This is a genomic window from Shewanella sp. GJ50-10 (assembly GCF_055808815.1).
This window is the reverse complement of sequence record NZ_JBVVSS010000001.1, coordinates 3,622,219-3,637,872: the sequence shown is the minus strand read 5'-3', so window position 1 is coordinate 3,637,872 and position 15,654 is coordinate 3,622,219. Positions and strand designations below refer to the sequence as shown.

The window sequence follows — 15,654 nt, the reverse complement described above, 5'->3', positions numbered from 1 at the left end:
ACTCTATTAATTACATCATCATACGATAGTTTCGAACATAAGGATCGATCTTAAAGGGTAATTTCATGTTGATAAAAAACAGTTAAGAAAATTTATTGCGACTTTAGTTGTATCCAATGTCAGCACTGACTAGGGTTTAAAGAGATAAACTTACTTTAAGTGCGGATTTTTTTAGATGTATTTGTAATTGCAATCATAGGCTTAAGGTTTATAGTGGTAAGGGTGTTTTTTAAGCAGTTCAATCCTTCTTATGATGTATTGGTAATTATCAAACCATAACGTAATGTGAATGTTGCTTTAGTAAGCCAAGTTATGGATAACATCAGGGTTAATTTGACGACAACCAAATTTCGACTTGTTAATGAGACTTGTATTTATGGATAAAAATAAGCAAAAGTTACACAGTTTTCGAAGTCGAATCTTGGCTTATATTGCCTTGCCATTAATTTTGATTATGGCATTGGTATATGGATTTAATGGCTGGATTAATTACCAAGAACATGAAAATGATGTCTATGATCGTCTAGAGCAACAAGCTGTTCTTTCAGCCAATCATCTTAATTTTGTTCTGGACTCAGTTCAGAATACCACTCGTGGCTTATCTGATTACTTAACTTATATTGATAGTGACGATTTATATGATGATATCGATAAAGTTGAAAACTTACTCATCAATCGACTCGAACGTAATCCTAGTATTTTTGGTAGCGCAATTGCTTATCGTCCCAACTTTTTAACTCAAAAACTGCGTTATGCTCCGTTTGCTTACCGTGAAGGTAGCCAGATAAATATCATGGATATTGGGGCCGAAGCTTATGACTACACTGATGGAAGTTGGAGCTGGTGGACTGACGCGATGGCAAGTAAAACCGGAGTGTGGTCAGAGCCTTACTTTGATGAAGGTGCTGGTAACATCTTAATGATGACTTACTCTAAAGCCTTTGGTGATGTTGATGACCGATATGGTGTTGTTACCGCAGATCTGGCTTTAAACAACTTACCTGGTTTGATGAAAATCCCCAGTAAAAACCTCGTGATTCTCGACAGTAATGACCAGATCATTTTTTACGATGAAAGGAACAGTGATTTAAAAGGTAGCAGTGATAAGTGGCTGTCTGACAACCCTCAAAATGATCAATTAAAAGCACTTTTAACCAATAATATAGCGGGGCAAACAGAGGCTGTAACCGTTTCTGGAGACCGCTTTTTGGTTAGTGTTGCCAATGTCTCGTCGTTAAATTGGCAAGTTGTTATTGCTACCAGTGACAGTGAGCTCAGACAATACTTTTTGTCTAACTTTTCACGATTAGCATTCATATTGTTACTATTATCTATTGCACTGTTATTAACCAGTATTCTTGCTTCTAAGCGTTTAAGTCGGCCCTTAGAAAATCTCGAAAATGGCATTATGGATTTTGGGGAAGGAAAGATTGATCGCTTAACTGCCGATCGCTCTAATATTTCCGAGGTATCAACACTAACCCAAAAATTTAACCAATTAGCAGCTTTACTTGAAGAAAGAGAGTTGGCATTAAAAGATTCTACCGGTAGCCGTTTCGCAAGTTTAATTGATGGTATGAGTGATAAATCATTCTATTGTTCATTAAACCCTCAAGGGCAATTAGCTCAAGTGAGTGATGGGGTTAAAAAGGTATTAAAAGTCGATGCAGACACCCTAAAGCGCAAGTACCAACGCATGTTCACCAGTGAACCAATTAATGAAGCTAATTGGAATTACATGGAGCAAGCACTTGAAGGTAAAACGGTGCCAGCCCATCAAGTTGAAATGCTCGCTGGTGATGGTCAAATAAGACGCTTAGATGTTTTCATGCAACCTTTGGTTGCGGACTCTGGTGAACTGATTTCTGTAGAAATGTTATTCACCGATGTCACCGAGCAATTCTCTGCTGCATTATGGTCAAATGCAGTCATCGAATCATCACCACAAGCGATGTTAATTGTTGATGAGCAGGGCGGGATTATTTTCACAAATACTCGCTGCCAAGAGCTATTCGGATATTCTGCTGATGAACTATTAAAAATTAATGTGGAGTTGTTATTTCCAGAGCGATATAGAACCAAACATGATGCAGTAAGATCAGTGTTTTTAGAACAAGGGTTAACGCGATTTACTACACCTAAAGAAGGCTGGGTTGCATTAAAGTCTGATACATCTGAAATGCAGGTGGAAATTAACTTAGCCTTATTACCCATTCCACATGACGGCAAAAAGCAAATAGCAGCAACCATCCGTGATTTAACTAATCAGATGGCAATTGAGCGCAAGATCAAAGATAGCGAAAGCCGCTTTAGAGGCTTGGTGGCAAACATTCCTGGAGCAATATACCGAACTCGAATTGGTGACCATTGGATTATGGAGTATGTCAGTAACAATATTGCTGATATTACGGGTTATCCAGCTTCTGACATTATTGAAAGTAATAAGCTGCAATTTAATACCATTATTCATCCAGATGATGACGCTGCTTGTTTTACTGCGATATCAGAGGCTATTAATACTCAACAGAGTTTCGATGTTGAGTACCGTATTTATCACCGCGACGGTAGTATCAAATGGATACAAGAAAAAGGAAAAGCCAGCTATGACGAGCAGGGGACACCTTTATGGTTTGACGGCAGTATTAACGATGTTACTGAAAGAAAAAGTGCCCTTGAAACCATTCAAAACTCACAAAAACAACTTGAGAACATCACAGAGTCTTTACCTAATTTAGTTTACCAAATGATATGGCACTCAGAGACTGAACGAGAGTTTAGCTTTTTATCAGAAGCCTGTATTAGCATCATTGGATTCCCACGTGACATGTTGATGCAAGATTTTGATTTACTGGTAGGTCGAATCATAGATAGCGAAAGACAAACTATTATTGATGATTTGTCTGGGAGAAGTGCACAGGGACTTCATTGGGTTACTGAATTCAGGTATCAACATCCATCAGGTGAAATCATTTGGCTGCAAGCTGGAGCGAAAGGTCAGGTATTAGCGAATGATGCTGTGCTATGGAATGGCTACTTAATGGATGTCACTGATAGGAAAAATGCCGAAAACCGCTTAGCTGACAGAGAAAAGCATTTACGCACCCTACTTAACACCGCAGAAATGGGCATTGTGAATATCGATATTCATGGTGTGATCATGAATTGTAATGAACACTTTGGTCGCAACATTGGCATTAATTCAAATGATTTAGAAGGTAAGCTCTTTTTCGAGTTTATGGCAGTCGAGGATAAAAAACTTGCTAGAGAAAGGTTTGAACTGTTAATCAGTGGAGCTTTTGAGAACTTTAACATTGAACCAAGAGTCCTCAGCCAAAACGGTGAGATTATTTGGATGGACATGACCTTTGCAGCAATTAAGGACGATCAAGGAGAAGTGACTTCTTCTGTGGTTTCAATGGCTGATATTACCAGTCTAATGACTGTCTCTAATGAATTAAAACAAGCAAAAGATGATGCGGATGCGGCGAGTAAAGCTAAAAGTGATTTTTTAGCAAATATGTCTCACGAAATTAGAACACCTATGAATGCGATCATTGGTATGTCTCATTTGTGTTTGCAAACTGACTTAGACAAAAAACAACATAATTTCGTAGAAAAAATTGAGCGTGCATCAAAATCCTTGCTTGGGATCATTAACGATATCCTGGACTTTTCCAAAATTGAAGCTGGCAAAATGGAAATTGAGATAGTGCCGTTTCAGCTCGACACCATGCTGGAAGATCTCAGTGATATGTTTGCCGCAAAAGCTGCTGATAAACAACTGGAGTTGCTATTCTCTGTTGCGCCTAATATTCCTAGCCACTTAATGGGCGATCCATTGAGGTTAAGCCAAGTGCTGATTAATTTGATGAATAATGCAATCAAGTTTACTGAGCGCGGTGAAGTGATCCTTGCTATTGAATCTATCACGCAAAAAGGTGATGAACTCGAACTTAAGTTTAGCGTTAGAGATAGCGGTATTGGCCTCACTCCAGAGCAGTGCAATAAACTGTTTAAGTCATTTAGCCAAGCTGATAGTTCAACCACAAGAAAATACGGTGGTACCGGCTTAGGCTTAGCGATTTGTAAGCAACTAGTTGAACTCATGGGCGGTGAAATTGGTGTTGAAAGTAAGCGTGGTATAGGTAGTACATTCTACTTCACCGCGAATGTGAGTCAGGCTGACGACTTACAACTGAAAGTCACTCAAGAGTTGGAAGGCATGGAGATATTGGTTGTTGATGACAACCAAACCGCCCGAGATATTTTGCAAACCATGCTTAACAGTATGGGCTTTAATGTAGCACTAGCCAAAGATGGTACAGAGGCGATATCCATGTGCCATTCTAACGATTATCAACTAGCCTTAATAGATTGGAAAATGCCGGGTCTTGATGGCTTAAAAACTGCTGAGACGATTATTAGTCAAAGCGCTAATCCGCCACTGACGATTATGGTATCGGCTCATGCAACTGCAGAGTTCACTGATTCAATTAATAGCATGGGAATTAACGGCTACATAACCAAACCTGTAAGTGCTTCACGTTTGCTTGATGCCATTATGTCAGCTCTAGGCAAACAAGGACATATGCCAGTGAGAGCGAGAGCAACCGAGCTTAATGAAGCTTTGTTAGCGCAGCTGAAAGGCAAGAAAATATTGTTAGTTGAAGATAACGATATGAACCAAGAAGTTGCCACTGAGTTTTTAGAGCAAGTGGGGATAGAACTTACCATTGCTGTTAATGGCCAGATAGCATTAGACAAACTTAATCAGCAAGACTTTGACTTAGTATTGATGGATTGCCAGATGCCAGTGATGGATGGCTACACAGCAACAGAGCATATTCGAAAGAATGCGGCATACGAGTCTTTACCTATTATAGCCATGACAGCAAATGCGATGGCTGGTGATAAAGAAAAGTGTTTAAGCGTTGGTATGAATGATCATGTGGCAAAACCAATAGAGGTCTCTTTACTGTATCAAACCTTAATTAAGTATTTGGGCGAAAATGATGCCAATATTGAGTTGGTCAGCCCACAAAATACATCAGTAGAACAAGTGGAAACATGGCCACAGCATCCTGATATCGATGTCGATCGCGGGCTACAGTTAGTACAAAACTCAGCGAGATTATATCGAAAGATTCTGACCCGATTTGTCGAAGGAAAGCGCAATATTGCAGCGCAAATATCCGCCGCTGTCGATGCGAATAATCGAGATGATGCCATTCGTTTTGCTCATACTTTAAAAGGGTTATCTGGCAATTTAGCGAGCAATAAACTGTCTGAACTTGCTAAGGAACTTGAAAAGAACTTGATTGACGAAGTTGAGTTTTCAGTTGAACTTAACGCCACAGATGAGTTGGTTCAATCATTATGTGAAGCGATAGACTTGTGGTTGAATAACAATGAGCTAATGGAAAGTGTTGAATCGGTTGAACTCATTAGCAATGACGCCTTTGTTGAGTTATTAGATAAGCTTTTAGAGTTACTAGATGAAGGCGATGCTAGTGCAACAGATATGATTGATAGCTTGCAACAACAAGTGAGCCAGCAAACTTGGCAACAGTTAAAACCGGTTGGGTTAATGATTAAAGGTTATCAGTTTGAAGATGCGTTGGAGCAGATAAAGCAATTACGGCAGAATTTTAATTCATCGACAAATTAATATAAACAAGGAATATAGGTAATTAACATGGAAAAAGCGACCGTGCTGATAGTTGATGATACTCCTGAGAATATTGATATCTTAGTGGGAATTCTGGGAGCCGATTACAAAATTAAAGTCGCTATTGATGGGCCTAAAGCCCTTGCATTGGCACAAAAATCCTCTCCTGATTTGATATTGCTAGATGTAATGATGCCAGGAATGAATGGTTACGAAGTCTGTCAAAAATTGAAAAGTGAGCCATTAACCTGTCACATTCCCGTGATTTTTGTTACCGCCCTTGCAGATACTGAGGATGAGACCCAAGGTTTCGCTCTTGGTGCTGTTGATTATATTACTAAACCTGTGAGTCCAGCAGTTGTTAAGGCAAGGGTAAAAACTCATTTAAGTCTGTATGATCAAAAGCGGCTCTTAGAGTCAGAAGTTGAGCTTAGAACTAAAGAGCTCAGAGAAACACGGTTTGAGATTATTCGAAGACTAGGGCGAGCTGCAGAATATAAAGATAATGAAACAGGTTTGCATGTAATACGTATGAGCCATTATGCGAGATTACTTGCTATTGCTGCAGGGCATTCTTCGCGCTTTTGTGAGTTGTTATATAACGCTGCGCCTATGCATGATATTGGCAAAATAGGTACTCCTGATGCCATTTTAAAGAAGCCGGGGAAGCTTGATGCGGATGAGTGGAAAGAAATGCAAGCCCATGCCGCTATTGGTGCTGAGATTATTGGCGAACATGACGACCCGTTACTGCAAATGGCAAAACGTATTGCTCTAAGTCATCATGAGAAGTGGGATGGCAGTGGTTATCCCAATGGGCTCTGCGGAGAGGAAATCCCCATTGAAGGGAGAATCATTGCCATTGCGGATGTATTTGATGCGTTAACATCAGCGCGTCCTTACAAAAAAGCGTGGACGGTTGAAGATACTATCGGTTTAATCGAAAAAGAGTCCGGTAAACATTTTGATCCAGAGCTGGTGGAGAAGTTTAAGTCGGTATTAGATGATGTGAAAACGATTAAAGCACAACACGAAGAAACATTTTAATTTGGTTCAAATAAACTATTACGTGATTTAAAGATTGAAAAAGGATAAATACTTAAGGTATTTATCCTTTTTTGCTAAGGCGCCTAACTAACACTTAACTAAATAAGCGACCTAGATAACCATTAGTCTTCTAAAGAGTATGGTAATGGAATAACACTTAGCTCGCTTGCTGCATCTTCTTTTATACGCAGCTTGGCATTATTTTCGGTGTCGTTGGCAAGCACTGCTGCCAGCAACACTTTGCCATCTTGCTGCACGGATTCAATCACTTTACCTGCACGTCTAAATCCATCTTCATCAGCGATTTCTATCTGAGATTCACTGGTGACACTCTCTGAAGTGGTGCCAGTAAGAATGTATAACGCGCGTTTGTTACCGCCACGGTATTTCATTCTTGCGATCGTTTCTTGGCCCATGTAGCAGCCTTTTTCAAAGCTAATGCCATTAACCGCTTGTAGATTACACATTTGAGGCACAAACTCACCACTGTGGTTGGCATCAATATTGGCGTAGCCTGACTTTATCTCAAGAGCTTGCCAAGTCGATGAGTTTTGTAATGTTTGCTTTGAAGCTGCAATCAGTTCAATAGCTGTTTCATTGCTAGTCATGACGATAAAGCGTTCATTATCTTTAACGATAATCGCATTCTCAAATCTGCTTAATTCAGCGGTAACATCACCGAATTGTTGAGTGATAAATGCTTCTGCATTTGCTCCAGCAAAGCCAAGAATGACTTTTTCTGCACTGACATCTGTTAATTCAGCTTTACTGAAAACCGCATATTTTTGCCACTGGGCAAGGCTTAGAGGCAGTACAGAAAGAGGCAGCAGTACCATGAGTTGATCTTCATTGGCAAAAGTTCTAAAGCTTGAAAGCATTTTACCTTTAGCATCACAATGTGCGCCCCAGCGCCATTGATCATCTTTTAATGACACTATGTCAGTTGTCACTTGACCGTGAATAAAAGTTTTACCTTGTTCACCAGTAATTTCAATTAAGCCTAAATGAGTGAGATTAGCGACTAATAAGTCAGGGGAAGTATTTAAAAAATCCCAATCAGGCTGCGCAGTTGCAAGTGTCATAAACTAATTCCTAAGATGACCAACAAAGATATGGCTTGAGTGTAACGGAATTCAGTTACGCTCAAAAGAAAAAGCTACCTTCAATTGAATGAAGATAGCTTTATTTCACACTTTATATGCTTAGTTAAATGGCAATTTTTCAATGCTCTATTTTAAAATAAAACACGAGTTCGAATAGTGCCTTCAATCTCTTTTAATTCGCCAAGTGCTTGTTCTGCTTGATTAGAATCAACCTCCATAACAACATAACCAATTTCTGCAGTTGTTTGCAGGTATTGAGCGGCGATGTTGATGCCTTTTTCTGAAAAGGCTTGGTTAATCTTAATTAGTACACCAGGACGGTTATGGTGAATATGCAGTAAACGCGATGCGCCTTTGTGCTGAGGTAAAGAGACTTCTGGGAAGTTAACCGCAGACACTGTAGAACCGTTATCTGAATATTTAGCTAGTTTCCCAGCAACTTCAATCCCGATATTCTCTTGGGCTTCAGCGGTGCTACCACCAATATGCGGTGTAATAATGACGTTGTCTTGACCACGTAATGGGCTAATAAACTCATCATCATTTGATTTTGGCTCAACTGGGAATACATCAATTGCTGCGCCAGCAAGGTGCCCAGACTTTAATGCGTTTGAAAGCGCATCAATATCAACAACGGTGCCACGAGAAGCATTAATGAAAATACTTTTCTCACGCATTTGAGCAAATTCTTTCTCACCAAACATATCTTTAGTTTGCGGGGTTTCTGGAACATGCAGGCTGATAACATCTGCTTCACCCAGCAAGTTTTCTAAAGAATGAATTTGGCTTGCATTACCTAAAGGTAACTTATCTTCGATATCGTAAAATACGACACGCATACCTAAGGTTTCAGCAAGAATGCCTAACTGAGTTCCGATATGGCCATAGCCGATAACACCAAGGGTTTTGCCTCGGACTTCATAACTGCCACTGGCACTTTTCAGCCAGCCACCACGATGCGCATGGGCATTTCGTTGCGGGATCCCACGCATAAGCATGATGATCTCACCTAAAACGAGTTCAGCGACAGAGCGAGTATTTGAAAATGGCGCGTTAAATACAGGTACGCCGAGCTTTTCTGCTGCAGCAATATCGACTTGGTTAGTACCAATACAAAAACAGCCAATAGCGACTAATTTCTCAGCATGATTTAACACGTCTGCAGTTAATTGAGTGCGGGAACGTAAACCGACAAAGTGTGCATCTTTAATGGATTGCAGTAGCTCATCTTCTGGTAAAGATGCTTTGTGGTATTCAATATTTGTGTAACCTGCACGCTCAAGTACATCGACCGCAGTTTGGTGGACGCCCTCCAACAGCAGGATTTTTATTTTATCCTTGTCAAGCGAGTGTTTCGCCATGATATGGGTACCCTCTTATCAATAGTTATGCTTATGTTATGCTGATATAAACGCTCGACCAAAATAGCACTTTTTTTAACACTTGTAGAGGGCTAGATGGCTAAAGTTAATATTCTAATTCTAGAACAATATCATCTAAGAGGGATTTAGTTTGAATAAGAAAGTTATATGGATAGTGATTTATTGTGCAGTGTTAATTTGGTCGGTGATTTCGCCCAAAGATATGTTCACTTGGTGGCTAGAAGCACTACCTGCTTTATTAGCTATTCCTATTTTATTTTTCACTCGTAAGCGATTTCCCTTAACGTCACTTTCATATGTATTAATTCTGGTTCATTGCTGTGTGTTACTTGTGGGGGCTAAATATACTTATGCTGAAGTGCCTTTGTTTGATTGGATTGCTGAGTTGATGGGAAGTGATAGAAATAATTACGATAAAATTGGCCACTTAGCTCAAGGCTTTATTCCTGCTATTTTGGCGCGAGAAGTTTTCTTAAGAAACCGAGTATTACAACCTGGTTATTGGTGCCAATTTTTATCCGTGTGTTTTGTGTTGGCTTTTTCTGCTTTTTACGAGCTAATCGAGTGGTGGGTCGCTATCGGTACGGGCGAAAATGCAGAGGCCTTCTTAGGGACTCAAGGTTATGTTTGGGATACCCAGTCAGATATGTTTATGGCCTTGTTAGGAGGTATTAGTGCATTAGTACTGCTGACTAATTGGCATAATAAACAGTTAGCATCACTCTTTAATAAGTAAAAAATAGTGAGTAATACTCATTTATGCAAAATGACATGGACTTCTATGCTATTAATGTAAGGCTTTATAACAATTTATATTCTCATTTAATGCTTTAGCATGATAAAAATATCTTATGAACTAGGTAAAATATACTATTATAGAGTATTGTTGTGGTTTTGTTATCAACATTTCAGGACGAAACTCGTTAAGTCGAGATGTTAGGTGTGCTTTTCAGGGAGAAAAGTGATGAGCTCAAATATTGATGAATTAGTTTTCCTACACCAAGTTGCCGCCCCATGTAATCTGGCAATTCTTGCGGAGTCAATAGGTCTTAAAACCAGAATTGTTAAACATGCAAGTGACTTGGAAGTCGACAAAAATACCAACAGTTTCTATCTAGTTGCCCAAAAAGGTGCTGCATTAGACAGTAAAGGGATCCCTCTACTTGTTTCACGTTTAGTTAATCACGTTCCAGTAGCACTATATCAAGTGGAGCGAGGTTCTTTGGATCAAGAGTCAGCGCTATTACTTGGTGTTAGAGGTTTATTGTACGCGGATCAACGTATGGATTTAATGCTAACAGGTTTGCGTAAAATGGTTGCAGATGAACTATGGTACGACAGGCCATTGATCAGCAAAATATTCCGCAGGTTAGTACAAAAGCTAGATGCAAATACTGACATTCCACCAGATACAGTGGCTATGTTGCAGATGCTGACAAGCCGTGAAAGAACCATTATTCAATTAGTGTCTAGTGGGGCAAGAAATAAAGAAATTGCTCATCGTTTATGTATCAGTGAACATACTGTAAAAGCGCATATATCTTCAATTTTCCGTAAAACTCAATCTAGAAATCGAGTTGAGTTATTACGTTGGGCACAAACTTATCAAGCTCATTTTGAATTTGCTTAAAATAAGTACCTGCTTTAGTTTATTATTTTTAGATAAAGAAAAGGGAGCCTTTAAATAAGGCTCCCTTTTAAGTATATATTACGATTTATTAGTTTTGGTAAACAGTAGCAGTATTAAAGTTGCCTGTTTGCGACACATTAATCATGCCGTTATCGCCAATTTGCGAACCAATGACTAAGTTATCGTTACCCATTTGCGATATGGTGAGATTATTACTGTAACCATCGACTAAGAAGTACCCATCATCACCACCAATCCAGTTTCCAGAACCTTCTTGAGCAATATCGATGACATGCTCATCACCAAAAGAAACTACATCAGTAAGGTTAAATTCACCGTCTTGAGCAATATCGATTACTTGAGCAATACCTACGTTAGTTAAGGTTGCTTCATTGTCTGAACCGATTTGCTCCATAGATACTTCATTTTCAAAACCGACAGTTTCAACATAAGCTAAATTTGTCTCGCCAGTTTGCTCTACAGTGACAATATTCTGCTCAAGCTCGACAAAAACCGCAGCTTCGTTATTCATGCCTTCAGAGCTAATACTCACTTCATTATCAAAACCATATGTACCCGATGCCACGTAGTTAGATTCACCATCTTGCACCACTGAAATCGAGTTTCCATCTCCAATAGTTTCGAATTCAGTTAGGTTTGAGGTTCCAGATTGGTCAATATCGATAATATTGTCATTACCCGAGATTACAGCAATGTTAGTATCACCGACTTGGTTATCAGTGCCATCTTGGTAAATAAATACTAGGTTATTGTCGCCAGTTGCAAATTCAATCACTGCCCCGTTCAAATCGCCGCTCTGATCAATAACAATATCGTTGTTAGAACCTGTAAGGCTTGCTACAACACCAGTGTTGGCAAAACCATTTTGGTTAATTTCAAAACTATTGTCATTACCGTTTACACCGATGACTGCACCAAAATTATCATCGCCTAATTGATCTACGAATAAACTATTACCATCACCAACATTTGGAGTGCCACCTGGGGCCACAAGTCCAGCTTGGTTATTATTACCATCTTGAGTAATGATACCTTCATTTTCATTACCTTCAACACGGAACACAGCCAAGTTAGCTGCGCCATATTGGGTTGTTTGAGTTAGGTTATCATCACCAACATGTTGGATAATGCTATTGTTCTGAGCACCATCTTGAAGGGTATCTGCGATATTGTTATTACCAACAGCTGTGGTTTCGCTAGTATTCCAAAAACCAGATTGATCAACAGTAACTTGGTTATCGTTACCATTAATACCGACATTCGAAATATGCCAGTCATCTACTTGGTTGGTCGTTACAAAGTTTCCATCACCCTCTGAAGTAATGTATGACTCTTGCCAATCACCTAATTGAGTGACTTCGGCAATTTGATCATTACCCGTTTGAGTGACTTCAGCTATATGGCGTGTGCCTGACTGAGAAACAAGTGCATCTTGTCCTACACCAGTTTGTTCAACCGTTGTTTGGTTATTAACTGCAGCGATTACCGCAGCTGACTTTTCAGTTGATGCAGCTTCAGGAAGTGAAAACCCTGTAGCTGAAACGGGTAAGGCTAGACTGGCTGTTATGGCAAGAGAAATTAACGATAATTTTGTTTGCGACTTCATTTGACGCTCCCTGTTTAGATAATGAGTGACTTGATAGCTCTTCCGGTCATCTCTTCAATGATTAAATTCACTTTCAGTAAACATTCATCAATTTGGCTGAAAGATATCAACCAATAATTAACGAGTGGAATAAGCGAACATTAAGTAATCTTGCCACTAACTTTTTACTAATAAGACATAGCTAGGGTATTAATCATCAAGAAGTAAACCTAAGTAAGCTAAAGGCTGATGCTTTGGTTAGGTTTAAGTGTTAATCGATATTCTTGATCTTATTAAACCGCATCCTTTAGCTTATTTAGGCAAGTTACAGGGTTAACTTACGGATTGAGCTCTTATAGCTCAATCGGAAGAATGTCTACTTTTAAGAGGCATGAAAACAACAGAACTTTCGTATTAGTCTTATTTAACTTATTGATTGTAATGATTTTAATTGTATGGTTAGGGGCGGGTGGTTAATCGCCTACACTAATAGGATTAGTAGTTTATTACTATTTAACTTCTGGCCACTATTATTCTGCTTTGAATATGACAACAATCAAATGGCTACAACATTTCCGGATTTCACTTTGTGGAAAACCAGATCGCTTTCAAGCAAATGGAAAAGCTACCAGTGTTGAGGTACCGGTTCTGGAATTAATAATGGAATATAGGAAGCCAGAAAATGATCAAGAAAATGTCTCCGATTGCAATTGCAATTGCCTCTGTAATGGCGATAAATGTCGCTCCTGCTATCGCGAAAAACAAAGTAGAGTACAAGCAAGATCAACTGCTTGTCGTATATAAAGATAATGTGACTAAGTTTGAAAGGCTATCAGCTCAGCGTTTAGTGAGCGGTACCTTATCTGATAATAACTTAGATGGTATTGATGACAAATTTCAGCATTTAATGTCAGGTCGATTAGCAAAATTACAGTTAAAGAATGGCAGTGATTTACAGGCTGCTATTAAAATGATCAGTAAACATCCAGCTGTAAAATATGCTGAGCCTAACTATACCTACAGAGCTTTAGGTATGCCTGATGACCCTAGTTTTGTTGAACTATGGGGCTTACATAATACCGGTCAATCATCTGGCACGTCAGGTGCGGATATTGATGCTGTCACAGCTTGGGATATTACGACTGGTAGTGACAATGTTGTGATTGGTGTTATCGATACAGGTGTTGATTATAACCACCCAGATCTCGCAGATAATATGTGGGTTAACCCTGGTGAGATTGCAGGCAATGGCATTGATGATGATGGAAATGGTGTTATTGATGATATCCACGGTTATAACCCGATAACTGGCACCGGTGATCCTATGGATGGTAATGGTCATGGTACCCATGTCGCGGGAACAATAGGCGCTACAGGTAATAATGGCGTTGGTGTTGTTGGGGTCAACTGGGACGTTACTATGATTGGCTGTAAGTTCTTGTCTGATAGTGGCACAGGTACAACTGAAGATGCTATTGCCTGTATTGATTACTTCACTAATCTTAAAATCAACCATGGCGTAGATGTTAAAGCGACAAACAACTCTTGGGGCGGCGGTGGTTTTAGTCAAGCTTTAAAAGACTCAATAGATTCAGCTGGTGATCAAGGCATTTTATTTGTTGCGGCAGCTGGTAATGATGCAATTGATAATGATGTTAATCCACACTATCCATCAAGTTATGAATCTGATGTTGTTCTTTCTATAGCGAGTACCGATAGAAACGATAATATGTCTAGTTTCTCTCAATGGGGCCTAACGAGTGTTGATATGGGCGCACCTGGTTCAGCCATTTTATCAACCTTCCCTAATGATAGTTATGGCACTATTTCTGGCACATCAATGGCTACACCACATGTCACAGGAGCAGCTGCGTTAGTATGGTCTGTAGCCCCTGACATTGGCGCAGTTGAAATGAAGCAACTTCTTATGGATTCTGGCGAGGCAAATCCAGATTTAACTGGTTTAACTGTTGCAGGTACCAGACTGAATGTGAAAAATGCTTTAGATGCTTCAGATCCAGAACCATCATTTACTCTTTCAGCTACACCGAGCTCTCAATCTGTAGAAGCGGGTAATGTAGTCAGCTATGACTTCTCTGTGGGCAGTATTGCAGGGTGGAGTGATCAAGTTAGTCTTTCTGTCGCAGTATCTCCAGCACTAGATGGCGTCAGTTTGTCTACATCTACAGCAATGGCTGGTGACAACTTTACCCTGGACGTTGCAACCTTAGATTCAGCGACGTGGGGAGATTATGTTATTACTGTTTCTGCTGATGATGGCATATCAGTGAAAGATAAAGCCGTTTTATTAAATGTATTCCCTGCAGGTCTAAATGACTTTAGTTACGGAAATGACACTCCAGTAGATATTACTGACAACGCTTCATTTACGAGTACTATTGAAGTATTTGATCCTGTGCAAATATTCGATCTATCTGTCAATGTCGATATTTCTCATACTTGGATTGGTGATTTATTTGTTAGCTTAACCTCACCAAGTGGCACTGAAGTGATTCTTCATAACGGAGAAGGTGGTAGCACTGATGATATCGTTAAGACATGGGATCTTTCCGACTTTGATGGCGAAATTGCTGCAGGGTTATGGACCCTCTCAGTTAGCGATAATGCATCAGGTGATACTGGTACATTAAATAGCTGGGGCTTGACGGTTTCTGCATTAGGTGAAGCCGCACCAGCCGCGCCTGTAGCTGACTTTGAATTTGCTGTTAATGGCTTAACGGTTGATTTCACTAATACAAGTACAGACATTAATGATGACATTGTCAGTTATGCTTGGGACTTTGGTGATGGCAGTGTGTCTAGTGAGACAAACCCTACTTATGTTTATGCCATGGGCGGTGCATATACTGTTTCACTGGTGACAACAGATAGTGAAGGGCAGTCTGATACTCAATCTATGACAGTTGAAGTATTTGATTATAGTATTGATGCTGAAGTTACTCGTACTATGAAGTCACGTCGAGGTAGTGCTCTAGTTGATTTAACTTGGAGTGGTGCTGTTGGCGATAACGTTGCGATATATCGTGATGATGTAATGATATCGACAACTGCGAATGATGGTCGATATCGCGATCGTTTTACTAATGCGCCTGCAGAAGTGACTTATAAAATATGCGAGACAGAGTCGAGCTTATGTTCTGATCCAATTGTTGCGACTTTTTAAAGTTAACTTTATCCAATTGCTTAGGTAGTGGATA

8 protein-coding genes are annotated in these 15,654 nt (G+C 39.7%); 5 read left to right on the top strand and 3 right to left on the bottom strand.

The features are described 5' to 3' along the window. Window positions 1-376 precede the first annotated feature (376 nt). Both AC0L4E_RS15335 and AC0L4E_RS15330 read left to right on the top strand, forming a co-directional pair. Window positions 377-5,668, top strand: a complete 5,292-nt coding sequence (locus AC0L4E_RS15335) for a PAS domain S-box protein (protein ID WP_473679908.1) — start codon at window positions 377-379, stop codon at window positions 5,666-5,668. Between the two features lie 27 nt (window positions 5,669-5,695). Further along, entirely contained in the window at window positions 5,696-6,715 is a 1,020-nt protein-coding gene (locus AC0L4E_RS15330) for a response regulator (protein WP_473679907.1), read from the top strand. A gap of 122 nt (window positions 6,716-6,837) precedes the next feature. Here AC0L4E_RS15330 and ygfZ read toward each other — a convergent pair whose 3' ends face one another. Beyond that, window positions 6,838-7,797 (bottom strand): tRNA-modifying protein YgfZ, encoded by a 960-nt coding sequence (gene ygfZ, locus AC0L4E_RS15325; RefSeq protein WP_473679906.1) that lies wholly within the window; start codon window positions 7,795-7,797, stop codon window positions 6,838-6,840. 152 nt (window positions 7,798-7,949) lie between these two features. After that, the gene (serA, locus tag AC0L4E_RS15320) at window positions 7,950-9,179 is read right to left on the bottom strand and encodes a phosphoglycerate dehydrogenase (protein WP_473679905.1); all 1,230 of its coding nucleotides are present in this window, start codon (window positions 9,177-9,179) and stop codon (window positions 7,950-7,952) included. Between the two features lie 151 nt (window positions 9,180-9,330). On the opposite strand from serA, the gene AC0L4E_RS15315 reads away from it, so the two are divergent. After that, complete coding sequence (locus AC0L4E_RS15315) at window positions 9,331-9,936, top strand: DUF2238 domain-containing protein (protein ID WP_473679904.1); 606 nt, start codon at window positions 9,331-9,333, stop codon at window positions 9,934-9,936. Window positions 9,937-10,164: 228 nt separating this feature from the next. Further along, window positions 10,165-10,830 carry a helix-turn-helix transcriptional regulator gene (locus AC0L4E_RS15310; RefSeq protein WP_473679903.1) on the top strand — a complete coding sequence of 222 codons (666 nt, stop codon included), beginning with the start codon at window positions 10,165-10,167 and terminating at the stop codon, window positions 10,828-10,830. A gap of 88 nt (window positions 10,831-10,918) precedes the next feature. Here AC0L4E_RS15310 and AC0L4E_RS15305 read toward each other — a convergent pair whose 3' ends face one another. Beyond that, window positions 10,919-12,457 (bottom strand): curlin, encoded by a 1,539-nt coding sequence (locus AC0L4E_RS15305; protein ID WP_473679902.1) that lies wholly within the window; start codon window positions 12,455-12,457, stop codon window positions 10,919-10,921. A gap of 661 nt (window positions 12,458-13,118) precedes the next feature. Between AC0L4E_RS15305 and AC0L4E_RS15300 the strand changes: the two genes are divergently transcribed. Next, a complete protein-coding gene (locus tag AC0L4E_RS15300; protein WP_473679901.1) occupies window positions 13,119-15,620 on the top strand; it encodes a S8 family serine peptidase in 2,502 nt (833 codons plus the stop codon). The last annotated feature ends 34 nt before the right edge of the window (window positions 15,621-15,654 follow it).